We start from the raw sequence: 24,835 nt of genomic DNA, 5'->3' as shown, positions 1-24,835 counted from the left end.
CCACCTTGAATCAGACTTGCTAGCCTGCCAAGAAAATTATAATTTCATCCGGGGGATAAGCGAGGAATGCGTGAACAATAATATCGTCAGTCAGGAAGGTGTGATGTCTTCCGGGCGCAGTTGCCTTTTGATACTCGGCATGCACCGTTCGGGCACCAGCGCGCTTGCCCGGGTGCTGACGCTGCTGGGCGCCGATGCGCCGCAGACGCTGATGCCCGCCAACGTGGCCAATGAGACCGGCTACTGGGAGTCGATGTCCGTCTTCGGGCTGAACGAGGAACTCCTCGCCTCGGCCGGCTCGGCCTGGGACGACTGGCAGGCTTTCGAGCCCGGCTGGCTGGCCTCGCCGAAGGCCGGCGCCTTCGAAGCCCGGGCGCGCGCGGCGCTCGAGGCCGAATATGGCGGCTCGTCCTTCTTTGTACTGAAGGATCCGCGCCTCTGCCGCATCGCCCCCTTCTGGCTCGGCGTGCTGGCGGCCGCCGGCGTGCGGCCCCTGGTGCTGCTGCCGCTGCGCAATCCGCTGGAGGTTGCGGCCTCGCTCGAACAGCGCCACGGTCTCGCCCCCGAACTCGGCCATCTGCTCTGGCTGCGCCATGTGCTGGCGGCGGAGGCGGCCTCGCGCGGGCTGCCGCGCTTCCATTGCAGCTACGACCAGCTGATGCAGGACTGGCCGCGCCTCGCCGCGCGCGCCGGCCAGGCGCTGGACCTCGCCTGGCCCCGCGCGTCCGAACGCGCCGCGCCGGAGATCGATGCCTTCCTGGCCGAAAAGCTGCGCCACCACAAGGAAGCGCCGCAACGCATCGCCGACAATCCGGCCCTGTCGCTCTGGCTGCGCGAGACCTATGCCATTCTCGCCCGCTGGGCAGCCGAGGGCGAGGATCCTGCCGATTTCGCAACGCTCGACCGCATCCGCGCCGCCTTCGACGATGCGGCGCCGGCCTTTGCGCCGCTGGTGGCGCAGGGCCGGGCGGATGCCGGCCGCGCCCGCGCCGCCGAACAGGCAACGGCCGAAGCGCAGGCAAGCCTGCAGGAAGCGCTCAACCGGGCCGAGGCCGAACAGGCCGGCCGCAGCCGCGCCGAGGCCGGGCTGAAGACGGCCCTGGCCGAACTGGCCGAACAGCGCGCCGCGCGGCAACAGGCCGAGACCGAACGCGACGCGGCCCGCACCGAGGCCGGCACCGAAAAGACCGGCCGGCAACAGGCCGAGGCAGCACTGGCCGCCCGGATCGAGGAAATCGTCGCGCTGACCCGGCTGATGCGCGCGCGCGAAGCCGCCGCGCGGGCCGGCGGCACCGTCGCGACCCTGCTCGACCGGCAGGGCTCGCGGCTGCTGCCGCGCGCCCTGCGCATCCGCCGGCAGATGGCCTGGATGCGGCAGAGCGGCATGTTCGACGCCGAATGGTATGGCCGCGCCTATCCCGACGTCGCGGCCGCCGGCATCGACCCGCTGCGCCATTTCATCGAGCATGGCGCGGCCGAGGGCCGGGCGCCCAATGCGGCGGCAGCCGGCGGGAACGGCGAAAACGGGATCAAGACGGAATGACCGGCGTCCCGGCACAGGATATCGAGATCATCCGGCAGTCGGAACATTTCGACGACGCCTGGTATCTGGCGCAATATCCCGATGTCGCCGCGCTGGACATGGACCCGGCCGAACATTATCTCTGGCTCGGCGCGCAGCTCGGCCGCAAGCCCTCGCCCCGCTTCGACGGCCAGGCCTATCTCGCCGCCAACCCCGATGTCGCTGTCACCGGCGTCAACCCGCTGCTGCACTACGAGACCATCGGCAGGAGCGAAGGACGGTCCGGCGACGTTGGCGTCATCAATAACAATATCATTCAGGATCAAACGATCGCCCTGAAGACCACAGCAGTAACTCCGTCACCAGAAGATCACGAACGGAAGTCGTGGCTTGCACACGATGTCGAACTTGTCGCCGGCTCGGGCCTCTTTGATAGAGAATGGTATTTGCGTACATATCCAAATACGGTGAATGCGGGCGAAGATCCAATAGCTCACTATATTCAAAATGGAGTCGCCGAGAGACGAAATCCGAATCCACTTTTCGATACTGATTGGTACTTGCGCCAGTACCCTGATGTTGCAGAAGCCGGCCTCAATCCGCTCGTCCACTACGTGACGCAGGGTGCGGCGCAAAAGCGTGATCCAGGACCGAACTTTTCGGCGGGATGGTATCTCAATCAAAATCCCGACGTGGCCGCTGCCGGCATCGATCCGCTTTTGCATTTTTTGCAGTACGGCAAGTTTGAGGGGCGTAGGCCCTGCCGTGGAGACGCCGATTACGACTATATGAAATGGCAGGAAAATTTTGATTACCGTCCAGAACGGGACCGATCGAGCTATGTCTCGACGCTGTCGGAACTCCCATGGCACCCTGCAATTTCCGTCTTGATGCCCGTTTTCAACCCGGACCCGGTTCATCTCGAAACCGCAATTCGGTCAGTCGAGAACCAAATCTACCAGACTTGGGAATTGTGCATTGCGGATGACGCATCGACAGACGACCGCGTGCGGTGGGTGCTCGAGGCAGCAGCAACTCGAGATAGCCGAATTAAGATCTCCCTCCGGGAGCAGAACGGACATATCGCAGAGGCCACGAATTCAGCTTTTGCTCTCGCAACAGGCGACTATATCGGCCTGCTGGATCACGATGACGTTCTGCGTGAGCATGCCCTCGCGGAAATTGCGTGCGTTCTCAACAGGCAGCCGAACGCTGAATTGCTATACAGCGATGAAGACAAGCTCAGAGATTCGGGCGAACGCTACGACCCCCATTTCAAACCCGATTTCTCGCCCGATCTTTTCTATGCGATGAATTATCTCAACCATTTTACGGTGCATCGCGCAGAAAACATTCGGAAAGTCGGCGGATGGCGCAAGGGGTTTGAGGGCAGCCAGGACTACGACATCAATCTCCGGATCATCGCGACGATCGATCCGCACAAGATTGTTCATATCCCGAAGATTCTCTATCACTGGCGGGCTGCCGAAGGCTCGACAGCCCGGGCCGGGTCGGAGAAAAGTTACGCTTATACCGCCGGACTCCGCGCACTTGAGGACCACGTTGCACGCCGCGCGCGTCCCGCAAAGGTCGAGAAGATAGATGGGTTACCCTTTTATCGCCTGAGGTGGGCCGTGCCTCGCCCGGAACCGTTGGTTTCCCTTATCGTTCCGACGCGCGACATGGTTGATGTCTTGCGAGCATGTATTGCCTCGATCATCGAGAAAACCACCTATTCGAACTACGAAATACTCATCGTCGACAATGATTCCCGCGAGCAGGCCACGCTGGAATATTTCGCCGAAATATCGGACAACCCCAACATCCGCGTACTGAGCTACGCCAAGCCGTTCAACTATTCAGCTATCAACAATTTTGCGGCACGCGAAGCAAGGGGAAGCATTCTCGGCTTCATCAATAATGACATCGAAGTCATTGAGCCCGAATGGCTGGAAGAGATGGTTTCGCACGCAACGCGGCCGGAGATTGGATGCGTAGGAGCGAAACTTCTCTATCCTGACGATACGGTTCAACACGCGGGTATCATTATTGGTCTTGGCGGTATTGCTGGACACGGGCATCTTCGTGCCCATCGAAATGAGCTGGGATATTTTTCTCGATTGCAGATCGCACAAAATGTCTCCGCCGTAACTGCTGCGTGCCTTCTCGTTCGCTCGGAAGTCTTCTGGGAGATTGGCGGACTAGATGAACTGCATTTGACGGTCGCCTTTAACGATGTTGATTTCTGCCTGAAGGCTCGACAGGCTGGTTACCTTAATCTTTTCACGCCTTTCGCGCTCCTCTATCATCATGAGTCATTGAGCAGAGGATATGAGACGACACCGGAAAAGAAGGAACGATTCGCGTCAGAGACAGCGGTCATGAAAGAACGATGGGGCTCGATACTTGAATGTGACCCGTTCTATTCACCGAATTTGACACTCGAACGCTCTGATTTTTCGCTCCGCTTGTATTGATCGGGCACGCTGCGAGAAAGCCGAGAGACACGCAGCTTGTTTACGCATGCCCCGTTTGTTTATTCCAGCCAACCACAGGCCGCATACATGGAAATTCTCGACGCTTACGTGACAACGCCGCCTGACCCCCAGGCCGTCATCGACATTTTCAACGGTGAGTGGTCGTCAATGATGCCTGAGGAGTCCGGCCTGGTTTCCACTCCAGGCACCGCAGCACTTTTTGCCGATGCCCGCATAAGTTGGCTTGCAGACAGAATCGGTGGTTTTGATGGGAAGAACATCCTTGAGCTAGGGCCACTCGAAGCAGGCCACACATTCATGATGCATAATGGAAACGCTAGAGCAATTACAGCTATAGAGTCGAACTCCCGCTCATTCCTAAAATGTCTTTGTATAAAAGAGATATTTAATCTTCATCGCGCCCAATTCCTCTACGCAGACGCATTGGAATACGCTGCTGGCGCGGACGAAAGCTTCGATCTCTGTGTGGCATCCGGCATACTTTATCATATGACGCATCCGATCGATCTGCTGCAAAACCTAACACGCCTTTCCAGTACGCTTTTTCTCTGGACGCACTATTACGATCAGGCGGTCATTGGCGATAGTGTGGCGAGCCGGCAGTTTGAAAGTGCTACCGAAATAGAGGTTGGCGAAAAAAAGTATACGGCCGCAAAGCGAAACTATCTTGAAGCGTTGAACTGGGCGGGGTTCTGTGGTGGCTCTCACACTTGGGCGTACTGGCTCACTCGACCATCCCTACTTCAGGCTATCGAGCAGTGTGGATTCAATGTGACAGAAATCGGATTTGACAATCCAAATCATCCCAATGGCCCCGCTTTGGCGCTTATCGCGCATCGGAGGTAACCGCGATGCGCTTCATATCTAACGCCTAAAGAAAAGAGTGAATAAGCAGGCTATAATGAACAGCAACGATACAGAGGTGTCCGACCTTAGAGTTTCCTCTTTAGCACTCCAACCGGCATGTCCATGAAGGAAAGATTAGATTTTCCGCCAGAGTTTGATGTTGCGTTCTATCGCCGTCGCTATTCACAACTGGCAGCTCTCGATGATATTGCCTTGACAAGGCACTACGAGTTGCATGGCCGCAATGAAGGACGGCAGGCATCGTCGGCAGCATTACGTTCCGGATTTGTCTGCCTCTTCGATAAGGTGAGGCCACTCCTCGAAATCGGCCCCTTTGATCGTCCGATGGCAATAGGCGAAGGCGTTTCGTACTTCGACGTACTCGATCAATCTGCGCTGATTAAAAGGGCAAGAAATTCCGGCCGGACGGGCGATGTCCCTTACATAGAGTTTGTCTCGCCGAACGGTGATCTTTCCGTAGTTGATCGGAGCTTTGCGGCAGTGTGCAGTGCTCATTGTATTGAGCATCAACCTGATATGATCGCACACCTTCAGCAGGTTGGGCGAATTCTTGAGAACGGTGGCTTTTACTTTCTAGCAGCCCCAGACAAACGGTTCTCCTTCGATCATTTCATCCCAGAATCAAGTGTGGCCGAGGTCATTGAGGCGCACGAGGATAGACGCTCGACACATACGCTAGCGAACGTGATCCGTCATATAGCCCTCTCGACGCACAATGACGCTCCACGCCATTGGGAAGGCGATCATCTGAAGCCGGAATACAATGCCAAAATTCCAGATCAAATTGCCAAAGCAATCCGCCAGTATCGCGCAGCAAACGGAACCTACATCGATGTACATGCGTGGCGCTTTTCGCCGCCTTCATTTCGTGAGATGTTAAATATTCTTAGTGATATGCAAATCATTCCGTTCAAAGTCATTCGCGTTTACGACACGCCGCGTCCTCGCGTCGAATTTATGGCAATTCTTCAAAAAGTCTTGGAAGCAGAATGAAGCGCTATCTTGTCATTGGCCTTGGAAAGACCGGCACCACAGTCATCTCAAAAACCATTCAGAACAGCGCCGGCATCAGCAACTATTATCTTGAGCCCAAGAATGTCGCGTTTTTTGAACATCTTGCGAGTCACAGCGAGGATGGTGTCGTCAAGATTATCTTCGACCATTGGATCATGAAGATTAGGCTCCTCAATGGCATCATTCACAACGAAGCCAGAACAAACTTCCAGAGGAATATTTTCATCACGCGCGACCCTCGGGCTGAGTTAATCAGCCGCATCAATTATGTCGCCTTTCCATATTTCCAGGCTGCAAAGCGTTCTGATGAAGATGCGGCAGATTGGATCAATATCTTTCGCCGCAAGGAAAGCGATCCGTCCTTTTCGCTGCGTGACCTCGTTGCCGGTCTCGCGGATCGCTTCAACGTCCGCATTACCGAGGGTGCCCCGAGAATGACAGAAGCTTACGCGCACTACGTCAGCCAACTATCTCCAAAATACAAGGCACTCCTGAGATATGAAGATTTCGTTTCATCGAATCTGTCCAACCATCCCCTTGCGGACCTGCTCTCCGGTAGCCGCGACGTAGGTGAGGGCCTTCAGCGGACACTCAGGAGCGGCGGCACCGACGACTGGAAGGCGTTCATAAGCTCCGACGATCTTGCGTGGCTGAACGAAGAGCTGTCCGCATCAATCGAGGCGCTTGGCTACGAACGAGATGTGGAGATCGGAGGCGAAGTGAGCCCTGACAATTGCTCTCTTTATGTCAGTAGGATTATAGAGGAAGCACGTAGGCTCCACGCCTGAAAGCGAATGAGGAGCTTCGGTGGCCACGAACCCAAGTCCTCGTCTGCCGGAAGCCGGCGCGACGCCGCTGACGCAGCCCCCAGGCCGACCTCACACGGCCCCCGCAGGCGCACCGTGAAACGCACCGGCAAACGCACCTGCCGCGACACCTTCCCCGTCACCTGCCCCGCCCCCGGGGACAAGTTGAGGGATAAGTCGGGAAACAAGTCCGACTTGTCCCCGCCCTGCCGGATGCCCCGGCGCCATTTGTGACAGTTTTATGACAGTTCCGTGACAGAGGGGGGGGGTCCGCTGTCGTCGCTGTGCAAATCCGTTGTCCAGCCGGTCAATCCGCGAACAGCCGGCGGCCGGGCCCGCGCGCTCAGCGCTCCTCGATCGTGATGCCGCTTTCGCCGATCTGGATGTCGATGCCGCTCTTCTGTTCTTCCTGGTAGATCAGGTAGCCGACCGCCAGGGCCGCGATCGCCAGCAGGCCGATCACGAGATAAAGTCCGTTCCGGTTCATGGGCGCGCGCTCCCCGCTTCGAGGTGACAACAGCGCTCAGCATACGCCTGTTCACGCCCGCCGCCACGGACAAACGGCGCCTGCCGCCGCCGCGCCGCGCGCACCAACAAAAAACCCGCCGAGCGGAAAGCTCAGCGGGCTGATCGTTGGTTGCGGGGGCCCGCCATCAATCCGAAACGCCGTTTCGATCCGGTCGAGCTTGGCCCAATCGTCAAGGACCTCCTTAGCAAGACGAGACCGCCGGACGCGATCGGCGGCAAAACGGTCTGAGCCCTCGCTATACCGAGTCGCAGAATCTGGCCGATCTCACCACGACCGCGAAGAAGGATGGCGCCGGCTACGTCATCAGCGGCGACAAGGAAGTCGTCATCGCGGCGCGCGCTGTGTGCAGAAACTCGTCGTCACGGCCCACACGCCGGGCGCCCAGCGCGACGGCGTCCCGGTGTGCGACTATCCGACAGTCGATGGTCGCCGCGCCTTGGAAATCACCTTCGAGAACGTCAAGGTCGGCACCGATGCGCTGCTTGGCGCAAAAGAAAGGCCTTCCTCTCGTCGAGAAGGCGACCGATCGGGCGATTGCGGCGTTCTCCGCCGAAGCGGTCGGCTACATGGGCATGACCGACGAACTCAATGTCGGCCGCTACAATCACCTCACCGTGATCGGCACCCAGTTCGGCAATGTCGATCACCAGCTCAAGCCCTATTCACAGGCCACTGAGACCGACGGATTGGCGGACTGACACAAGGGCCGCATCCCGGATGGGCCGTCAAAGTCCCAGAACGGCCTTTGCGATGACGTTGCGCTGGATTTCGTTCGAACCGCCATAAATCGAAGCGGCGCGGCCGAAATTATAGGCGCTTGTCACACTCACCGCATAGGCGGGCCCGATGGGCGCCTCATTGGCGATTCCCATCAAATGTTCCCTCTGGAACGGCATGGCGTAGAAGGCGACTGCTTCGACGGCAAGCTCCGACAACGCCTGCTGAACTTCGGTCCCGACGATCTTCAAGGTCGAGGAAGAGGGGCCCGCAGGGCGGCCCGCCACCTCCTCCGCGACGATCCTCAGATTGGTATATTCGAGACCCGTAAGCTTTACCTCGATTTCGGAGAGCCTCGTCATGAATGCCGGTTCGTCCGCCAGCGCCGCGCCATCGCCGAGCCTTTCCTGTTTCACGATTTTTCTGAGGTGCGCGATCTTGCGCTTGGACTCGGGAACACCTGCAATGCCGGTGCGCTCATTGACGAGCAGGAACTTCGCGTAGGTCCAGCCCTTGTTTTCATCGCCGATGCGATTCGTCACCGGCACCTTGACGTCAGTAAAAAAAACTTCGTTCAAGTGATGCAGGCCATCGATTGAAATGATGGGCTTCACCTCAATGCCGGGCGTCTTCATGTCGATCAGAAGGAACGAGATACCTTCCTGCGGTTTAGCGGTCTCATCCGTTCGCACGAGACAGAAAATCCAATCGGCTTCGTGGGCGTACGACGTCCAGATTTTCTGGCCGTTGACGATGTAATGGTCGCCCTGACGCACGGCCCTGGTCCTCAGCGAGGCGAGGTCCGATCCGGATCCTGGCTCCGAATAGCCTTGGCACCACCAGACATCGCCGGTAAGAATGCCCGCCAGATGCTGCTTTTTCTGGTCTTCATTGCCGAAGGTGTAGATCACCGGGCCTACCATTGACAGACCGAAAGGCGAAAGACGCGGCGCGTTAGCGGCGGCCATCTCCTCATTGAAAATATGCTTCTGCATCGGCGTCCATCCGGTGCCGCCATACTGCTTGGGCCAATTGACCGCTACCCAGCCTTTCTCGAAGAGGTCCTTCTGCCAGCGCCTGAGCGCCCCGCGCTCGCCAGACGCGCCCACTGTCTCTCTCTCCGCGAGCTCCCTGGGGAGTTTTTCCGAAATGAACCGGCGGACTTCCGCGCGGAAGGCATCGTCCTCTTTCGTAAGCTCGATATCCATCTACAGACCTTTCGCGGCGACGATCCGGGTGATTGTATTTTTATTATAATGAATTTATCCGGGTGGGCAAAAGACCGAATTGTCCGCCTCTTTCAAAAATTCCGGCGAAAGGTTGGCCGCGATAAATCCGCTTCTCTCCCCATTGCCGGGCCGATGCGAATATTACCGCGCCGTGAGTCGCGGCAACACACATCGACAACCGTATCCATGCTTCCCGATACCCGGGTCGGGGTCTAGGCAGCCCAGCCCTGCAAGCGCGCCGCTTCAAGACGAACCAGCTCCGGCCCGCCCAACAGCTGCCGATCGAAACCAATACGCTTGAACCAGTAATGCAGGCCAAGCAGATCGGTGAAGCCCATGCCGCCATGAACCTCGGTCGCGGTGCGCGCGACGAAGCGGCCCACTTCCGACAAATGGCTCTTGGCATGACATGCCATGAGGCGCGCGTCGCCCGGCACCTCGTCCAGCGCATGGGCCGCATACCACACCAGCGAACGCGATGGTTCGAGAGCGGCCGCCATCTCGGCGCAGAGGTGTTTCACGGCCTGAAACGACCCGATCACACGGCCGAACTGCTTGCGCTCTCCCGCATAAGCTACCGCCTTCTCGATCATCATCTGACCCGCGCCGAGGGTGTCGGCGGCAAGCATGACCCTACCGGCATCTATCACCCGCGCAACCGCGTCGGCGCTGGATAGGCGCAAGGGCTCAGCCGCGACCCGATCGAAGACAAGTTCGCCAACCGATCGGGTCTTGTCGATGGTGTTGAGCGCCCGCCGCGACAAACCCTTCGCGTCGGGCAAAACGACATGAAGTCCATGGTCGCTGTCGGCCACGATGTAGAGATCGGCCTCAGCCCAGTCGATCACGAAGAGGGACTTGCCCGTGAGCGTTCCCTTCCGGGCTTTCACGCCGGCATCTTCGCGGATGCCGATTCTTTCCGTGACGGCCACGCCTGCGACAATCTCGCCCGCGGCGATTTTTGGAAGCCACTTTTCCTGCTGGGCCTCGCTGCCTGCAAGCATCAGCGCGAGCGGCGCCATGACGGCGGTCCCAAGGAAAGGCAGCGGCGCCACATGCCGACCGAACATCTCGTAAACGATCGCCGCGTCGAGAAACCCAAGACCCATGCCGCCAAAATCTTCCGGAATCAGCATTCCAGGGATACCCAGCTCGCTGGCGCCCGCCCACAGGGACCGCTGAACGGTATGCGTGTTCCCGGCGGCAAGGCGTACCTTGTCAAGCGGCGCATTCTGTTCAAGAAAACGGCGGACGCTGTCCTGCAACATGCGCTGCTCTTCCGACAATGCAAATTCCATCGGATAAATTCCTATTTTGCCAGCTTCGGTTCGCGCGGCATTCCAAGCCCACGTTCCGAAATAATGTTTTTCTGAATCTGCGCCGTGCCGCCGCCGATGATGAGCCCAAGCTGAAACATGTATCCCCACTGCCACGAGCCGTGGCTGCGCAGATAGGGGCTGTCGTCGTAGAGAACGCCAAACTCTCCCATGACGTCGATCGCGAGCGCCGATATTTGATGGGTAAGTTCGCAGGATTGAAGCTTCACGATCAGGCGCGCCAAGCCGGAATCTTCGCCCTTGCTGGCGCTGGTCAGCAGCCGGAGCCCATTGAACTTCATGGCGGCAAGTTCTGCCTGAAGCCTTACCAGGCGGTCCCGGAAAATTGGATTGTCGATGGCCCGCTGCCCGTCGACAGTCTCCTCGCGCATCAGATCGACAAGGGCCTGGAACCTGGTTTCCATAGCGGCCGGATCACCCAGCATTCCGCGTTCGTGTTTCAGCGTTGCGTTGGCGACGAACCACCCCTGCCCGCGCTGGCCGACGATCTGCATCTTCGGTACGCGCACATCGGTGAAGAAGACTTCGTTGAATTCGGCATGGCCCGTCATGGTGGTGAGCGGACGGACTTCGATGCCGGGCGTTTTCATCGAGAAAATCAGATAGGAAATGCCTTCATGCTTCGGCTTGTCGGGCTCAGTGCGCACCAGGCAGAAGATCATGTCCGCCTCATGCGCGGTACTGGTCCAGATTTTCTGACCGTTGATGACGAAATCGTCGCCATCGACAGTCGCCCTTGTCTGAAGGCTGGCGAGGTCCGAACCCGAACCCGGCTCGGAATATCCCTGGCACCAGACCACCTCGCCGCGAAGCGTCGGCTTCACCCATTTTTTCTTTTGCTCCTCGGTGCCAAGTTCCAGAAGCGTCGGCACCAGCATGGAGATACCCTGGTTCTGCAACGCCGAAGGCACACGAGCAGCGGAAAATTCCTCCGCGATGATGCGCGATTCGAGAATATCCGGCTTGGCACCATAACCGCCGTAGTCTTTCGGAATCGTCCGCGCGGCATAGCCGTACTGGATCAGCAGTTGCTGCCAGGAACAGGCTTCGGGAGACGGGCGCCCGGCAGCACCGAGCCCCTTAGGCGCCTGACTCTTGTATTTCGTCAGGAACGCCCTGACTTCTTCCCGGAAGGCCTCGTATTTGGGGCCGTATGCCAGATCCATTTTCGATCTCCGATGCGTAGATGGCGATTGGCTTTGCTTTTATTTCGGGGCAGGTTTGAAACACGGAAGCATGAATCCGTCGCCGATATCCTTGAAGACAAGGACCACAGGCATGTCCAGTTCAACTGCCTCCGGGTCGCAGTCGAGCAAGCGCGTCGCCATGCGGACGCCTTCTTCCAATTCCACGACCGCAGCTATGTAGGGCACGTCGCGTGCGAAAGCCGGATGAAAGGGCTGGTAGGTCACCGTCCAGGAAAAAACGCGCCCGCGCCCGCTGCTCGGCATCCACTCGTAATCCGGCGAGCTACATTTTGCACACATGTAACGCGGAAGGAACCGCCAGGTATCACAATGGCTGCACTGCTGAAAACGCAGGACGCTGTCCTGGCAAAGCTTCCAGAACTCCGCATCGACCGGATCGACGGTCGCGGGCTGAGGATATTTCGGTTGCTCAATTTCCATTTTTACCTCCTCAAAATCGCGAGGCTACCATCGCCGAGATCGCCCCATCCGGTCACGAGTCCGATTTCGGCATCCGGAATTTGCCGCTTGCCCGCATCGCCGCGCAATTGGCGGGTCGCCTCAAGCACATGATTGAGGCCCCACACATGTGCCTCGCTCAAAAGTCCGCCATGCGTGTTAAGCGGGAGCTTACCGCCGAGCTCGATCTGTCCATCCTTGACGAAATCGAGCGCGCCACCCGGCTCGAAATAACCCAGGGCTTCGAGCTGGAGCAGCACAACATAGGTGAAACAGTCGTAGACCTGCAGAAAGTCCATGTCCTTCGGTGTCACGCCAGCCATGGCGAACGCGCGCGGCGCGGCGTAGCTCAAACCGATCTTGAAAGGATCCGGCCGTGACGGAATATCGTCGGCAGGATAAGGATGACCCTCGGCCGCACCGGAGATATAGACCGGCCTGTGAGGCAAGTCCCTCGCCCGCTCGGCACTCGTCACCACGACGGCGCAGGCCCCATCTGTTTCAAGACAGCAATCGTATAAACGGAACGGCGAGGACACCATGCGCGACCGCATGTAATCGTCCATCGTCATCGGTTGACCGCAGGTCAGGGCGCGGTCGTTGAGTTGGGCATGCTTGCGGCACGCCATCGCAATCCAACCCGTCGCCTCGGGGCCGACATTGTAAAGTTTCGAGTGCCGCATCGCGAGCCAGGCATACATCTGCACCGGCAACAGAACGCCATAGGGGAGATAGTAACCCCGGATCGTCGAGGTCAGCGTGTTCATATTCATCGGCCGGCTTGGCGGCACCCCCGCTTTGGGACGCAGCGCCGAATAGCCGTTCCAGCCGAGCGTGACCAGCACGTTGTCGCAGATACCGGAGGCCACGGCCATGGCGGCATTCTGCAACGCCGTGGTCGGACTCGCGCCTCCCATGTTGACCGTCGAGGCATATCGCAGCACATCCACGCCGAGGTTGGCGGCCAGTTCTTCCGACGTTGTATAGACGGGCGGCGGCACCATGCCGTCAATGTCCCCAGGCTTCAGCCCCGCATCCGTGATGGCCCGCCTGGCGGCGTCGAGCATCATGGCCACGGCCGTCTGGTCCGACCCTTTTACATAGCCGGTCTCGCCGATCCCGACGATCGCAGCCTTGTCGCTGAAATTCTTCACGAAACTGCCCTCATCATCATTGCCCCGGCACGCAGCCTTTTCGTTGATCCGCCGCACACCTTCCGTAGAAAATATTCTGTAGACAGATCAAGTCGCCGGAATGAGACAGGAATGGACGGATTCCTGCCCCTCGATCTGGCGCGCCAGCGTCTTGATCGCCAGTTCAGCTTCCTCAAGCTCGAAATTATGAGTGTGCATGAGCTCAAGAGGATATTTGCGGCGCTCGATCATCTCGATCGCCTTCTTGTATCCCGACGACGTAACGCCGATCGCGCCCTTGATGGTGATTTCCTTCATGACGATAAGGTCGGACACAAAATCGGAGACGGGCTTAAATCCCTTGACGCCGGCAAGGACGACCGTTCCGCCCATACGGACACAATCCAGCGCATCACGGACCGGCTGAGTCGCGTAGGATGTAACCTCAACGATGACGTCCGCGCCCTTTCCGTTTGTCAACGCCCGCACGCGATCGACAACATTTTCGTTCTGCACGTCGATGATGTGATCGGCGCCCAGAGCAAGCGCCATCTGGAGCTTGTTTGAATCGGCCGCAAGCCCCGTGACTATGATCTTTCCCGCGCCGGCTTCACGTGCGGCAACGACGCTCGCAAGCCCGCGCTGTCCGGGCCCAAAAATCAAAACGGTATCGCCAACCTGCGTCTGCGGAATCTCTACCGCCCAGCGGAAACCGGCGCCCAGCGGATTGAACATGACCGCCAGTTCCGCCGGAAGGTTCTTGTCCATCTTGTGAAGGATCGTGTTGGGCGCGAGATACATATATTGCGAATAGGCACCCCAGAGGCCCGGTGACTCCGTGAGCGGAATATATGAGTAGATCTGGCGACGGTCGCAGAGGTGATAATGCCCGCCGACACAGGTGTCGCAGCAATGGCATGACAGCATCGTCTCGATGGCGACCCGATCACCAACATCGACGCCCCAGCGCCTGGCGGCCTTGTCGCCGATTGCCTCGATAATCCCGAGAGGTTCGTGGCCCGGAATCACCGGCATCGGAGTCTGCAAGACCCCTTCGTATTGTTCGTAATCACTGCCGCAAATGCCGCAGGCTTCGATGCGGAGGATGGCGCTGTCGTCGGCGATCTGGGGGATCGGTAAATCGCGGGCTTCGAGTTTGCGCGGAGCCGTTTGCACCATCGCCATCGATTTTTTCGGCAACATTTTCAACTCCCTGTTTCGTGTCGGCGCCGACGACGCGTCGATAACACATATATATTTTTTTATCTTCGTATGTGTTATAGAGGCTCAAAGGTAGGATGCGAAGCCCTAAACTTCCGGCTTCGCAAAATTTTGGGGAGGACAAAATAATAATGACCGATGAAACGCCCAGGGTTCCCCTGCTGTCGATGGCGGAAGCGGCGGCCGCGGCCGCGAAGGCCGGCATATCCGAACAAATGGCGCCACTCAGCGTCTTCAGGGTCTTGCTCCGGCATCCCGATGTAGCGAGCGAGCTTGCCTCGACGCTGAACACCCTGCTTTTCCAGGGCAACAGGCTCGATGCAAGACTGCGCGAACTCATCATCATGCGTATCGGCTGGAAGACGAAATCGCTCTATGAATGGACACAACATTGGCGGGTCGCCCGCATGCTGGACATTCCGGAGGCGGATCTGGTCGCCACGCGGGATTGGAAAAATGCTTCCTGCCTGTCAGACGCCGACCGCGCCGTTCTCGCCGCGACCGACGAGACGCTCGACGGCGGCATGATTTCGGACGCCACCTGGACTGCCTGTGCGGCACACCTGAAAACGGCCGAAGAACGCATCGAACTGGTTGTCGCCATCGGCAACTGGACGCTTTTCTCGCAACTGCTCAAAAGCCTGAAAATCCCGCTTGAGGATGGCGTCGTCGCCTGGCCACCGGATGGCAAGAAGCCTTGATCTGGCGAGGAATAACAATTCGAGGAATAACAATTCAAGAACAGGATCGCGACAATGAGCGGAAAAAAGGCGATTTCGAAGGATTTGGTCGGCATGACGTTTCCGGCCGTCGATGTGGAATGGTCCGACAAGGACACGATGCTCTATGCACTCGGCGTCGGCGCTCGTCCCGCCGACGGGCTTGATTTCATTTACGAAGGCCGGGGACCGAAAGTTTTGCCGACTTACGCCGTCATCCCTGGCGGGCGAGGGCTCGCCGGGCTGATGAGCGGCGTCGAGATGAAGCTGGAAATGCTGCTGCATGGCGAGCAATCCGTCGAGTTGCTGCGTCCCCTGCCCTCATCGGCCAAGATCAAGGTAACGGGACGCGTTTCCGAGGTTTGGGACAAAGGCAAGGCGGCCGTTATCGGGGTTGAGAGCACAGGTTCCGACGAGAAGGGGCCCCTCTTCAAAACTCACGCAACACTATTTGTGCGCGGCGCCGGCGGATTCGGCGGAGAGCGCGGCCCTTCGGGCGTCGACTCGACGCCGCCGGATCGGACGCCTGACGCCGTGGTCGAGGATGTGACGCGCCCCGAGCAAGGGGCAATCTACCGCCTCTCGGGCGACCGCAATCCGATCCACATCGATCCGGACTTCGCCAAACTGGGCGGCTTTGAAAAGCCCTTCGTTCACGGGCTTTGCACATATGGCTTTGTCGGCCGCGCGGTCCTGCGCGAGCTTTGCGGCAACGATCCTGCCCGCTTCAAATCTCTCAGCGGACGCTTTGCCGCTCAGGTCTATTTCGGCGACACCATTATAACGAAGATGTGGAAAACGGGCGACGGAGTCGCAATCGTGCAGGCCGAGACGCAAAACGGTAATGTCGTGCTGTCTCAGGCCAAAGCGGCATTCAAGCCCTGACGGACGGAAATTGGTCGAAGTGAAAAAAACGCCAGATATCTTTGCTCATCTGCTTGCACCGCTCGATCTCGGGTTTACTGCGCTCAGAAACCGCGTTTTGATGGGATCGATGCACACCGGCCTCGAGGAGATGCCGGACGGTTTCGAGCGACAGGCCAAATTCTTCGCACGACGCGCAAAGGGCGGCGTCGGAATTCTTGTTACCGGCGGTATCTCGCCGAACAGGGCAGGAAGGCTTGCAGAGCGCGCGTCGGTCATGACTGAGGACCTCGTTGAGAGTCATCGTGTGATCACACGCGCTGTCCACGATGAGGGCGGAAAGATCGTTCTCCAGCTCCTGCATGCGGGCCGGTACAGCCGGCATGCCGAACTGGTGGCTCCCTCCGCAGTCAGGTCCCGCATCAATCCGCTTGCGCCCCGCGCCCTGGGTGAAGATGAAATCCTCCAGACCATCGAGGATTTTGGCACTGCCGCGGCACTCGCACGCGAAGCCGGATATGACGGCGTTGAAGTCATGGGTTCGGAGGGCTATTTTCTCAATCAGTTCACTGCGGCGCGCACAAATCAGCGCACAGATGGTTGGGGCGGTTCGGCGGAAAACCGGCGACGCTTGCCGGTTGAAGTCGTCGGGCGTGTCCGCAAGCATTGCGGACCGGACTTCATTATCGTTTACCGGATATCCGTTCTAGATCTTGTCGAGGGGGGTAATTCCTGGCCGGACGTCGCCGCCCTCGCAAAAGATGTCGAGGTAAGCGGCGCAAACATCCTCAATACCGGCATAGGCTGGCATGAATCGCGTGTGCCGACGATCGCTCATATGGTGCCGCGCGGAGCTTTCACCTGGGCGATCAAGCGGCTCAAGGCAGAAGTCGCGATACCCGTGGTCGCGTCCAACCGGATCAATACGCCGGAGCAAGCGGAGCAACTGATTGCAGACGGACAAGCCGATATGGTTTCGCTCGCGCGTCCACTATTGGCCGATCCCGATTTTGTTGCGAAAGCGGCATCGGGCGCATCGTCGAAAATCAATACTTGCATCGGTTGCAATCAGGCCTGCCTCGACAATGCCTTTACCGGACGGCTGACGACCTGCATGGTCAATCCCGCCGCATGCCGCGAAGTCGAGTTCAAGATCGCGACAGCAGCCAGAGGAAAGCACATTGCGGTCCTTGGCGGCGGCCCGGCGGGTCTTGCCTGCGCGGTGACGGCGGCCGAACGCGGCCACAAGGTAGTACTATTCGAAGCCGACATCGATATCGGCGGTCAATTCAATCTGGCACAGCGGATTCCCGGCAAGGAGGATTATGCCGAGACTATCCGCTATTTCAGGAACCGGCTCGACGAACTGGGCGTCGAGGTTCACTGCGGCCGTCCGGCTTCGCTCGCCGATCTGGAGAGCGGAGAATTTGACGAAATCGTCGTCGCAACCGGCGTTCGCCCGCGCCATCTCGACATTCCGGGTTCGGATCACCCGTCGGTTATGACCTATGTAGAGGCAATCACAAACACCGCACGCGTCGGTGCCGAGGTTGCCATTGTCGGTGCCGGCGGCATTGGCTTCGACGTGGCGACGCTTCTGTCCCATCCGCATGGCCCACACGATCCGTTACATCCCGATGTCGAGGGATTTTCCGCCGAGTGGGGAATTGATCTGAGCTATACGCAGCCAGGCGCGTTGCTGCCCGCCAATCATCAATGGCCTTCATCGCGCAAGATTCATCTTCTCCAGCGCAAGCCGCGCGATAGCTTCGGCGCCAGCCTGAGCAAGACCAGGGGATGGGCGAATTTTCTGGAGGTGATGTTCCGCGGCGTTACGATGACCGGCGATGTAACCTATCGGAAAATCGACGATACCGGGCTCCACATCGAGGCAGGCGGTAAACCGCAGACTTTGAAAGTCGACACGATTGTCGTCTGCGCCGGACAGGAATCGGCGGACGATGCGTTGTCGTTGGCGCAGTCCCTGGGCAAACCCGTTCACATGATCGGCGGCGTCGACAAGCCTCAACAACTTGATGCTGTGAAGGCGATCGAGGATGGCACGCGCCTCGCGCTCTTTCTTTGAGGAAACAAACGAAAAACGAGACGCGGAAGAGACCATATAAATCAGAGTTGTCGCATGAACGCTAATGTCCTCAAATCCGAACAGCCGTCGGCTGCAACGGTAAAATCCGCGACCCGTGTTCTGGAGATTTTCGAGTATTTCGACGAAGTAAGACGCCCGGTGACGATTCAAGACGTAGCGCAGGCGCTGAGTTATCCTCATTCCAGCACCGCCGCCCTTCTGAAAAGCCTCGTGAGCCTCGGTTATCTGGAGCACGACGACCGGGGCAAGACTTTTTTTCCAAGCATCCGGATATCTCTGCTGGGAAACTGGGTGGAAGCCGAGGCGTTACCGATCCGGAATGTCCAGCGCCTTATGAGACGGCTTTCGGCCGATACGGGATGCACGATCATCCTCGCTGCGCGTCTAGGGGCTTATGCTCAATATGTGAAGGTGATTCAAGGTACGTCGCCCATCCGCTTCCATGTCAAGCCAAGCACCAAGCGAATGCTCGCTTTTTCGACGATTGGCCGCGTTCTGCTGAGCGAACTTCCGTTGCCCGAAGCGAGACGTCTGATTCATGATGCCCTTGCCGCCATGCCGGAGCGGCGGGAATCGATGCAGGAGATCGAAGACGAACTGCAAAGAATCAGAAAACGCGGGCTTGCGCTTTACAGCGATCTCGTGACGCCGGGAGCGACTATGCTGGCGATGCCCATTCCGATGGGTCCGTCCGGACGCTCGGTCGCGATCGGCATAGCCGCTCCCAACGAGTATTTTCGCAATCGTAAACAACCGTTCACGGCGTTACTGAAAAACGCTATCGCCGAGCACATCTCACAAAACGGGCAAGGCTTTAAGGAGACTGTAGACGACGAGGACCAACTTGAAATCGACGACGATACAGCGCCATAATCATCCGAGCTTTGTATCCAGGAAGCTGGCCAGCTCGTCGATCGCCGCGCGGCCTTCGCTCAAGACCGGCGCAAACCAGTGCCAGACATGAATCATCTCCGGCCAGACATGGAGATTGACGGATACGCCAGCCTCTTTCAATCTATCGGCCAATAAGTGGCTATCCGAGAGCAAAACCTCCGAACTGCCTACCTGAATCAGGAATGGCGGCAATCCCTTGAGATCGGCATATACCGGCGATGCCAGAGGCGTCCTGCGCGGGGTTGAAGTTCCCAGATAGGCCGCCGTCCACAGCTCAAGATCGGCATGGCGCACCATCGGGTCCACATTCGCTTTCGCGCCATAAGAGGCACCTTTATTTTCAAGATTGGCCCACGGCGAAATACAAACGGCCGCAGCCGGAAGTCCGAGACCGGCATCGCGCGCCGCCAGAAGCACGGCAACCGTCAGGCCGCCGCCGGCTGAATCTCCCGCCACAGCGAGCTTCGCCGGGTCGACGCCCGTCTCGATCAACCAGCGATAAGCAGCAAGCGCATCATCGACAGCCGCCGGAAATGGATGCTCTGGAGACCGCCTGTAGTCGATCAGCAGAACCCGGCCTTTCAGGGCAAGAGCTGCGCGCGCCGCAAGATGGCGATGCGAGTCGAGAGAACCAAGCGCATAGCCTCCTCCATGCAGATAGAGCAAAACCCGCTTGCCGGCACCGGCAGCCGGCGCCAGCCATTCGCCGGGAACCCCGCCGGCGGAAACCGGCGTGACCGTCACGCCTTCGGGAAGACCGAACGCCTTGCCAGCCTCGTCATACGAGGTACGAAAATCCTCAAGAGAACGAGCCTCCCCGGTCACAAGGCCCGCAAGCAGCTGACGAACGACAGCAAGTTCCTCAAGACTCATTTTTCACGTCCTCCTCAGGCTGCTGCGCCATGGCGCAACAGACGGCCCGGCAAACGACCTTCGGCGCCCAACACATCGACGCCATTGCGCCGGATCAATGTCCCGTTGACGACGACGGCCGAAATGCCCGAGGCATCGGAAATCAGCCGGTCTTCGCCAGCAGGCAGGTCATAGACCCTGCGAAGGGAACTTGCGCCAACCGTTTCGGCGTCGAAGATCAGGACATCGGCAGGCATTCCCACAGCGAGGCGACCGCGATCCTTGATGCCGAACACCTCGGCGGGCCGCGATGTCAGCATCCGGACCGCCTCCTCCAGCGTCAAAACGCGCTTTTCACGGACCCATCTTCCGAGAAGATGCGTAGAAAAACATGCATCGCAGAGTTGGCTCGCATGCGCGCCTGCGTCCGAGAGGCCGAGCACCGTGCAGGAATCGCGCAGCAACGTTGCCACTTCGTCTTCGTCGGCGTTTGCGACAGGCAGGCGGAACCGCGTCTGCAGATCGCTTTGAATCGAGAGATCCAACGCAAGATCGATCGAGTTGCATCCGAGTTCCGCTGCTACGTCGCACACCAGCCGTTCTCCGAACTCCGGCCGATCCGGACAATAAGCGATGACCGCCTTGTCCCATGCACTGAGAATCGGACCACGCATCGCGTCCCGGAATCCCGCCCGGAAAGAGTTGTCGGCGTAAAGCCTCAGTTTTTCCGCGCGGTCGGCTTTGTTCACCGGCGCGAAGACCGGCATGCTCTGGAACAGAAACGGCTGATCGAATCGAAATTCAAAATTGAGTGGCCTGCAGGTGACCTGCGGAAACACCGCGTAACCAGCCGACTGAAGTTCGTTTGAGCGCGCCAACTGCTCGGCCGCGGAGCCGACATTCAGCACCCCGCCACCGCCCAGCAACGCCGTCCAACTGACATGGCGACCGGAAACGCGGTTCAATTCCGCGAATTCATCAAATGACAGTTCCTTGCCGACAGTCGCCTGTATCACGCCTTCGCCCGCCTCGCCCAGCGCCGACGCGATCTCCCGTATCTCGCTGAACGCCGCCAGCCGGCTTGGAACCGGTCTGCCCTCGTAGCCCACATGCGTCGGCGATTTCGATGTCGCATAACCGAGTGCGCCCGCTTCGAGGCCCTCGCGCATCAGGCTTTTCATATGCCTGACCTCCTCCGGCCGCGCCGCCCGTTCGGTGGATTCAGGCCCGAGGGCATAGAGGCGAAGCGGCGTATGCCCCAGAAGAACGGCCACGTTGATCAACGTACCCTTCTTTTCCACGACGTCGAGATATTCGGGAAACGTCTCGAACCCCCATTCGTCGCCGAGACCGGCCTCCAGCGCCCTGACGCTCATGCCCTCGACATTTTCGAGCGTCCGCAGAATAAGGCCGCAGTGCTCCTTGCGCGTCGGTGCGATGCCGAACCCGCAATTGCCCACCACGACCGTCGTCACGCCGTGCCACGGCGAGATCGACAGATTCCTGTCCCACAGAAGCTGGGCATCGTAATGCGTATGTATATCGACGACGCCGGGGGCAACGACCTGCCCCCGGGCGTCGATAGTCGTCCTCGCCCCGGCGGGGGCCTGCCCCATAGCCACAACTTTGCCATCGCGAATACCGATGTCTCCGGCATAGCCCGGAGAGCCGGTGCCGTCGACAATGAATCCACCCACGATCTTCAGATCGTAGTCCATGAAAACGTCCTCCCCGTGAATCGAAAAAACCCGCGCCTTGACATCAGCATACGGATCGTCAAACGGCGAGCTGGTAGAGTTCCGCGACGTTGTCGTGGCATATCCAGTTGCGTTCCTGCTCGCTCAGATTTTTCGTGTGCTCTTCCAGCATTGCCTGCGACCAGGGCCAGGTCGAATCCGAATGCGGGAAATCGTTCGCCCACATCAGGCGGCGAACATTGCACATATCCTTCATCCTGAAGGCAACCCAGTCGTCCTGGAACGTCACATAGATGTTGTCGTTGAAATAGTCGCTCGGCATCCGCTTGAGCGGCGGCGCCTTCATCCAGTAGCGATGACGCTTGTAGGCATGGTCCATGCGATACATGTAGTGCGGAACCCAGCCCGCATCGGCCTCGACGCAGACAACCTTGAGGTCGGGGAAGCGATCGAAGACACCGCCGAATATGAAAGTGCCCATCACGTCCTGGCAGCCACGAATGATCGAGAGGAAGCCGTTGATACGCGGACCCCGGACCTGCCCCGAAAGACTGTCCGATTTGCCGGTCAGGATGTGGAACGAGAGCGGCATGTCGCACTCGACAGCGGTCGCCCAGACCTTGTCGTATACAGTTGAATCATAATCCTCGACGGCGGGGTTTCCGGGCATCATCACACCCTTGAAGCCCATCTCCTTCGCATGCCTGATTTCCGCAACGCCATCTTCCGGTGATCGCATGGAAACCTGCGCAAGACCGTAAAGACGGTCAGGCGCCTCCCCGCAGTATTCCTGCAACCAGCGATTATAAGCGTCGAAGCAGGCCTTCTTGTAGTCGAAGTCGGGATGGTTGCAGATCACCATTCCGACCGTCGGATAGATGAACTCGGCCGCAATGCCATCCTTCTCCTGGTCCGCAACGCGGAACTTGGCGTCCCAGCCGCTCTTCCACAGGTCTTCGAAGGCGACGCCGTCTGTCGTGATCTCCGCCGGATCCTTGCCGGCGGCGGCCACCAGCCCCATCGGAACTGGAGACCCCATACCATCGACGATGAAAGCATCGCCAATCTTGTCGATCCGCTGGATGCGCGGCGCGCGATCACGGAATTTGGGATCAATGTAATCAACATAGCAATGCGGAGGTTCGGTGATGTGCGAATCCGCGGATATCGGCTTCTTGATCATTGGCGCTCTCCCAGCGTCGTATTTGGTTTCAAGGGCGCGACTTTTAATTTGACAATCCCTGATCATAAATCTTCGCTGGCCGCGCAACCCGAGTCCAGATAAATTTACATCCATGCGATCAGCAACACATATATGTTATTCAGAGGAGACGCGAACATGACGATGGAACCGGCCCTGCTCGAAAAAAAGGGCCATATCGCGCTGATCACGCTCAACCGCCCGGAAGCGCGCAACTCGTTCAGTCCGGAGATGTTGGTCAGGCTTGCCGGTCATTGGGAAGAGGTGCGCGACGACGCGAATATCCGCGTCGCCATCGTCACCGGCGCCGGAGACAAGGCGTTTTGTTCGGGCGCGGATCTCGGGCAACTCATCCCGCTCATAAATGGCGCACGCAAACCGCAAAACGAATGGGATCAGAAAATTCTGGCTGATCCGAATATCCTGGCCAAGGGCTTGTTGCGCACATTCGATGTGACAAAGCCGGTCATCGCCGCGATCAACGGCTTTGCCGTCGCAGGCGGGATGGAGCTGGCGCAAGGAACCGACATGCGTATCGCCGCGGATACGGCAAAGCTCGGCGTGCAGGAAGTCAAATGGGCGATTTTTCCGGGCGGCGGCTCAACGGTGCGCCTTCCGCGCCAGATACCTTATGCAAGGGCAATGGAACTGCTGCTCACCGGCGACCTGATCAGCGCGCAGGAGGCCTACGATCTGGGATTCCTGAATCGTGTCGTCCCCCAGAAGCAAGTGCTCGACGCGGCATTCGAACTCGCGGAGAAGATCGCCGCGAATGGGCCGATCGCCGTTCAGGCAATTCGCAAATCTGCCCGCGAATGTCTGGGACGCCCCGAGAGCGAGGCGATGGGTATGGAGTCGCGCTTCGCAGCCCCCGTGTTCAAGACCGAAGATGCCCGCGAGGGACCCAAGGCATTCATGGAGAAGCGCAAGCCAAACTATAAGGGCCGTTGAAGCAAGAAACCGAAATCATTACCACGGGGAGACGTTCCGATGCAGTTCGGCATTCAGATGGTTTTTCAGAATTTCGACAGAGCCAACTCTGGCGTAACCGACGGCCAGGTCTATGACGAGGAGATCCGTCTCGGGCTTTTGGCGGAAGAACTCGGCTTTGACGCATTGTGGCCCGTCGAGCATCATTTCGAGGACTATTCGTTTTGTCCCGACAACACCCAGTTCCTGAGTTACATGGCGGCGCGCACCAAACGCATCAAGTTGGGCACCGGCGCTGTCATCCTTCCCTGGAATGTGCCCGTTCGGATCGCGGAAAAGGTCGTCCTGCTGGATCACCTTTGCCAAGGCCGAACGCTCTTCGGGATGGGGCGCGGTCTGGCGCGCAAGGAATATGACGGCATGGGCGTGAACATGGACGAAGCCCGCCAACGCTTCGATGAAGCAAGCCCGATGATTATAGACGCTCTCGAGACCGGCTTCATCGAAGGAAGCGGCCCCTTCTATCCGCAGAAGCGGATAGAAATCCGTCCCAATCCGCGCGGCTCCTTCAAGGGGCGCATCTATCAGGTCGCCATGTCGCCGGAATCCGTTCTTCAGTGCGCGAAGGCTGGCGCGCGGATGGTGATCTTTGCTCAAAAGCCGTGGGAAGCTCAGGCCGAGGCCGTCAAGGAATACAAGGCTGCGTACAAGGCGCAGCATGGCGAAGACGCGCCGCCGATCATGATATGCGACTTCACCTATTGCGACACCGATCCTGCGCGCGCGAAGGAGTTGGGACAAAAATATGTGACCAACTATCTGCTTTCGGTACTCGATCACTATGAACTGGCCGGCGAGCATTTTAAGAACGCCAAGGGCTACGAGTCCTATGCCCAGGCCGTCGACGCCATTCGCGCGCTCGGCAAGGATGGAATGGCCAAGACCTACCTCGATGTCACGGCCTGGGGGACGCCCAAGGAAATCCTCGAGAAGTTCGAATATCGCAAATCGCTTCTTGGCGAATTCGACATCAATCCCTGCTTCCTTTTCGG

At 58.7% G+C, this 24,835-nt stretch carries 22 protein-coding genes; 12 read left to right on the top strand and 10 right to left on the bottom strand.

What is annotated here, in order from left to right; all coding sequences use genetic code 11:
• The first annotated feature begins 70 nt into the window (after positions 1-70).
• The 5 genes from AAC071_RS15695 (at position 71) to AAC071_RS15675 (ending at position 6,689) form a co-directional block, all read left to right on the top strand.
• Entirely contained in the window at positions 71-1,543 is a 1,473-nt protein-coding gene (locus AAC071_RS15695) for a hypothetical protein (RefSeq protein WP_339834370.1), read from the top strand.
• Positions 1,540-3,999 carry a glycosyltransferase family 2 protein gene (locus AAC071_RS15690; protein WP_339834368.1) on the top strand — a complete coding sequence of 820 codons (2,460 nt, stop codon included), beginning with the start codon at positions 1,540-1,542 and terminating at the stop codon, positions 3,997-3,999. Before AAC071_RS15695 ends, AAC071_RS15690 begins: the two co-directional genes overlap by 4 nt.
• A gap of 87 nt (positions 4,000-4,086) precedes the next feature.
• Positions 4,087-4,866, top strand: a complete 780-nt coding sequence (locus tag AAC071_RS15685; RefSeq protein WP_339834366.1) for a class I SAM-dependent methyltransferase — start codon at positions 4,087-4,089, stop codon at positions 4,864-4,866.
• Between the two features lie 123 nt (positions 4,867-4,989).
• A complete protein-coding gene (locus AAC071_RS15680) occupies positions 4,990-5,880 on the top strand; it encodes a methyltransferase domain-containing protein (protein WP_339834364.1) in 891 nt (296 codons plus the stop codon).
• Complete coding sequence (locus AAC071_RS15675) at positions 5,877-6,689, top strand: hypothetical protein (RefSeq protein WP_339834362.1); 813 nt, start codon at positions 5,877-5,879, stop codon at positions 6,687-6,689. The genes AAC071_RS15680 and AAC071_RS15675 overlap by 4 nt, the downstream gene beginning before the upstream one ends.
• A 361-nt stretch (positions 6,690-7,050) precedes the next feature.
• On the opposite strand, the gene AAC071_RS15670 is transcribed toward AAC071_RS15675, so the two are convergent.
• Positions 7,051-7,194, bottom strand: a complete 144-nt coding sequence (locus AAC071_RS15670) for a hypothetical protein (protein ID WP_339834360.1) — start codon at positions 7,192-7,194, stop codon at positions 7,051-7,053.
• 524 nt (positions 7,195-7,718) lie between these two features.
• Here AAC071_RS15670 and AAC071_RS15665 point away from each other — a divergent pair.
• On the top strand, positions 7,719-7,934 hold the full coding sequence (locus AAC071_RS15665; protein ID WP_293217650.1) for a hypothetical protein: 216 nt from the start codon (positions 7,719-7,721) through the stop codon (positions 7,932-7,934).
• A gap of 27 nt (positions 7,935-7,961) precedes the next feature.
• Here AAC071_RS15665 and AAC071_RS15660 read toward each other — a convergent pair whose 3' ends face one another.
• The 6 genes from AAC071_RS15660 to AAC071_RS15635 all read right to left on the bottom strand — a co-directional run bounded on the left by AAC071_RS15660 (position 7,962) and on the right by AAC071_RS15635 (position 14,501).
• A complete protein-coding gene (locus AAC071_RS15660) occupies positions 7,962-9,161 on the bottom strand; it encodes an acyl-CoA dehydrogenase family protein (protein ID WP_339834357.1) in 1,200 nt (399 codons plus the stop codon).
• Positions 9,162-9,394: 233 nt separating this feature from the next.
• Positions 9,395-10,480 carry an acyl-CoA dehydrogenase family protein gene (locus tag AAC071_RS15655; RefSeq protein ID WP_339834355.1) on the bottom strand — a complete coding sequence of 362 codons (1,086 nt, stop codon included), beginning with the start codon at positions 10,478-10,480 and terminating at the stop codon, positions 9,395-9,397.
• An 11-nt stretch (positions 10,481-10,491) separates the two neighbouring features.
• The gene (locus AAC071_RS15650; protein WP_339834353.1) at positions 10,492-11,685 is read right to left on the bottom strand and encodes an acyl-CoA dehydrogenase family protein; all 1,194 of its coding nucleotides are present in this window, start codon (positions 11,683-11,685) and stop codon (positions 10,492-10,494) included.
• Positions 11,686-11,724: 39 nt separating this feature from the next.
• The gene (locus AAC071_RS15645) at positions 11,725-12,147 is read right to left on the bottom strand and encodes a Zn-ribbon domain-containing OB-fold protein (RefSeq protein WP_339834351.1); all 423 of its coding nucleotides are present in this window, start codon (positions 12,145-12,147) and stop codon (positions 11,725-11,727) included.
• Positions 12,148-12,149: 2 nt separating this feature from the next.
• Positions 12,150-13,319: a transporter gene (locus tag AAC071_RS15640; protein WP_339834349.1), complete on the bottom strand. Its 1,170-nt coding sequence runs from the start codon at positions 13,317-13,319 to the stop codon at positions 12,150-12,152.
• An 87-nt stretch (positions 13,320-13,406) separates the two neighbouring features.
• A complete protein-coding gene (locus AAC071_RS15635; RefSeq protein WP_012110713.1) occupies positions 13,407-14,501 on the bottom strand; it encodes a zinc-binding dehydrogenase in 1,095 nt (364 codons plus the stop codon).
• Positions 14,502-14,650: 149 nt separating this feature from the next.
• Between AAC071_RS15635 and AAC071_RS15630 the strand changes: the two genes are divergently transcribed.
• Genes AAC071_RS15630 through AAC071_RS15615 form a run of 4 tightly spaced genes read left to right on the top strand, consistent with a single transcriptional unit; the run spans position 14,651 to position 19,082 of the window.
• On the top strand, positions 14,651-15,220 hold the full coding sequence (locus tag AAC071_RS15630; RefSeq protein ID WP_339834346.1) for a carboxymuconolactone decarboxylase family protein: 570 nt from the start codon (positions 14,651-14,653) through the stop codon (positions 15,218-15,220).
• 54 nt (positions 15,221-15,274) lie between these two features.
• Entirely contained in the window at positions 15,275-16,123 is an 849-nt protein-coding gene (locus tag AAC071_RS15625; RefSeq protein WP_012110711.1) for a MaoC/PaaZ C-terminal domain-containing protein, read from the top strand.
• A 19-nt stretch (positions 16,124-16,142) separates the two neighbouring features.
• A complete protein-coding gene (locus AAC071_RS15620; protein ID WP_339834405.1) occupies positions 16,143-18,188 on the top strand; it encodes an NADPH-dependent 2,4-dienoyl-CoA reductase in 2,046 nt (681 codons plus the stop codon).
• A 54-nt stretch (positions 18,189-18,242) separates the two neighbouring features.
• The gene (locus AAC071_RS15615; RefSeq protein WP_012110709.1) at positions 18,243-19,082 is read left to right on the top strand and encodes a helix-turn-helix domain-containing protein; all 840 of its coding nucleotides are present in this window, start codon (positions 18,243-18,245) and stop codon (positions 19,080-19,082) included.
• Here the strand turns inward: AAC071_RS15615 and AAC071_RS15610 are convergent, their stop codons facing one another.
• The 3 genes from AAC071_RS15610 to AAC071_RS15600 are packed head-to-tail and all read right to left on the bottom strand — an operon-like array spanning position 19,083 to position 22,835.
• The gene (locus AAC071_RS15610; protein ID WP_333666757.1) at positions 19,083-19,976 is read right to left on the bottom strand and encodes an alpha/beta hydrolase; all 894 of its coding nucleotides are present in this window, start codon (positions 19,974-19,976) and stop codon (positions 19,083-19,085) included.
• Between the two features lie 14 nt (positions 19,977-19,990).
• On the bottom strand, positions 19,991-21,673 hold the full coding sequence (locus AAC071_RS15605) for an amidohydrolase family protein (RefSeq protein WP_339834337.1): 1,683 nt from the start codon (positions 21,671-21,673) through the stop codon (positions 19,991-19,993).
• A 58-nt stretch (positions 21,674-21,731) separates the two neighbouring features.
• On the bottom strand, positions 21,732-22,835 hold the full coding sequence (locus tag AAC071_RS15600) for an amidohydrolase family protein (RefSeq protein WP_339834336.1): 1,104 nt from the start codon (positions 22,833-22,835) through the stop codon (positions 21,732-21,734).
• Between the two features lie 156 nt (positions 22,836-22,991).
• Here AAC071_RS15600 and AAC071_RS15595 point away from each other — a divergent pair, with 156 nt between their 5' ends.
• Together AAC071_RS15595 and AAC071_RS15590 are read left to right on the top strand one after the other, a co-directional pair.
• Positions 22,992-23,804: an enoyl-CoA hydratase-related protein gene (locus AAC071_RS15595; RefSeq protein ID WP_339834335.1), complete on the top strand. Its 813-nt coding sequence runs from the start codon at positions 22,992-22,994 to the stop codon at positions 23,802-23,804.
• A 39-nt stretch (positions 23,805-23,843) separates the two neighbouring features.
• Positions 23,844-24,835: LLM class flavin-dependent oxidoreductase (locus tag AAC071_RS15590; protein ID WP_339834333.1), on the top strand; the 992-nt coding region annotated here is incomplete at its 3' end.

This window comes from uncultured Parvibaculum sp., assembly GCF_963975745.1.
In the GTDB taxonomy this organism is placed as follows: Bacteria; Pseudomonadota; Alphaproteobacteria; order Parvibaculales; family Parvibaculaceae; genus Parvibaculum.
This window is presented reverse-complemented; position numbering and strand designations above follow the sequence as displayed.

What these genes read in the sequence shown, in the direction of transcription:
- AAC071_RS15655 (WP_339834355.1), bottom strand. Translation starts at nt 10,480, where the DNA reads ATGGAATTTGCATTGTCGGAAGAGCAGCGCATGTTGCAGGACAGCGTC.
- AAC071_RS15650 (WP_339834353.1), bottom strand. Translation starts at nt 11,685, where the DNA reads ATGGATCTGGCATACGGCCCCAAATACGAGGCCTTCCGGGAAGAAGTC.
- AAC071_RS15625 (WP_012110711.1), top strand. Translation starts at nt 15,275, where the DNA reads ATGAGCGGAAAAAAGGCGATTTCGAAGGATTTGGTCGGCATGACGTTT.
- AAC071_RS15680 (WP_339834364.1), top strand. Translation starts at nt 4,990, where the DNA reads ATGAAGGAAAGATTAGATTTTCCGCCAGAGTTTGATGTTGCGTTCTAT.
- AAC071_RS15610 (WP_333666757.1), bottom strand. Translation starts at nt 19,976, where the DNA reads ATGAGTCTTGAGGAACTTGCTGTCGTTCGTCAGCTGCTTGCGGGCCTT.
- AAC071_RS15675 (WP_339834362.1), top strand. Translation starts at nt 5,877, where the DNA reads ATGAAGCGCTATCTTGTCATTGGCCTTGGAAAGACCGGCACCACAGTC.
- AAC071_RS15595 (WP_339834335.1), top strand. Translation starts at nt 22,992, where the DNA reads ATGACGATGGAACCGGCCCTGCTCGAAAAAAAGGGCCATATCGCGCTG.
- AAC071_RS15615 (WP_012110709.1), top strand. Translation starts at nt 18,243, where the DNA reads ATGAACGCTAATGTCCTCAAATCCGAACAGCCGTCGGCTGCAACGGTA.
- AAC071_RS15670 (WP_339834360.1), bottom strand. Translation starts at nt 7,194, where the DNA reads ATGAACCGGAACGGACTTTATCTCGTGATCGGCCTGCTGGCGATCGCG.
- AAC071_RS15690 (WP_339834368.1), top strand. Translation starts at nt 1,540, where the DNA reads ATGACCGGCGTCCCGGCACAGGATATCGAGATCATCCGGCAGTCGGAA.
- AAC071_RS15645 (WP_339834351.1), bottom strand. Translation starts at nt 12,147, where the DNA reads ATGGAAATTGAGCAACCGAAATATCCTCAGCCCGCGACCGTCGATCCG.
- AAC071_RS15660 (WP_339834357.1), bottom strand. Translation starts at nt 9,161, where the DNA reads ATGGATATCGAGCTTACGAAAGAGGACGATGCCTTCCGCGCGGAAGTC.
- AAC071_RS15600 (WP_339834336.1), bottom strand. Translation starts at nt 22,835, where the DNA reads ATGATCAAGAAGCCGATATCCGCGGATTCGCACATCACCGAACCTCCG.
- AAC071_RS15630 (WP_339834346.1), top strand. Translation starts at nt 14,651, where the DNA reads ATGACCGATGAAACGCCCAGGGTTCCCCTGCTGTCGATGGCGGAAGCG.
- AAC071_RS15605 (WP_339834337.1), bottom strand. Translation starts at nt 21,673, where the DNA reads ATGGACTACGATCTGAAGATCGTGGGTGGATTCATTGTCGACGGCACC.
- AAC071_RS15685 (WP_339834366.1), top strand. Translation starts at nt 4,087, where the DNA reads ATGGAAATTCTCGACGCTTACGTGACAACGCCGCCTGACCCCCAGGCC.
- AAC071_RS15635 (WP_012110713.1), bottom strand. Translation starts at nt 14,501, where the DNA reads ATGTTGCCGAAAAAATCGATGGCGATGGTGCAAACGGCTCCGCGCAAA.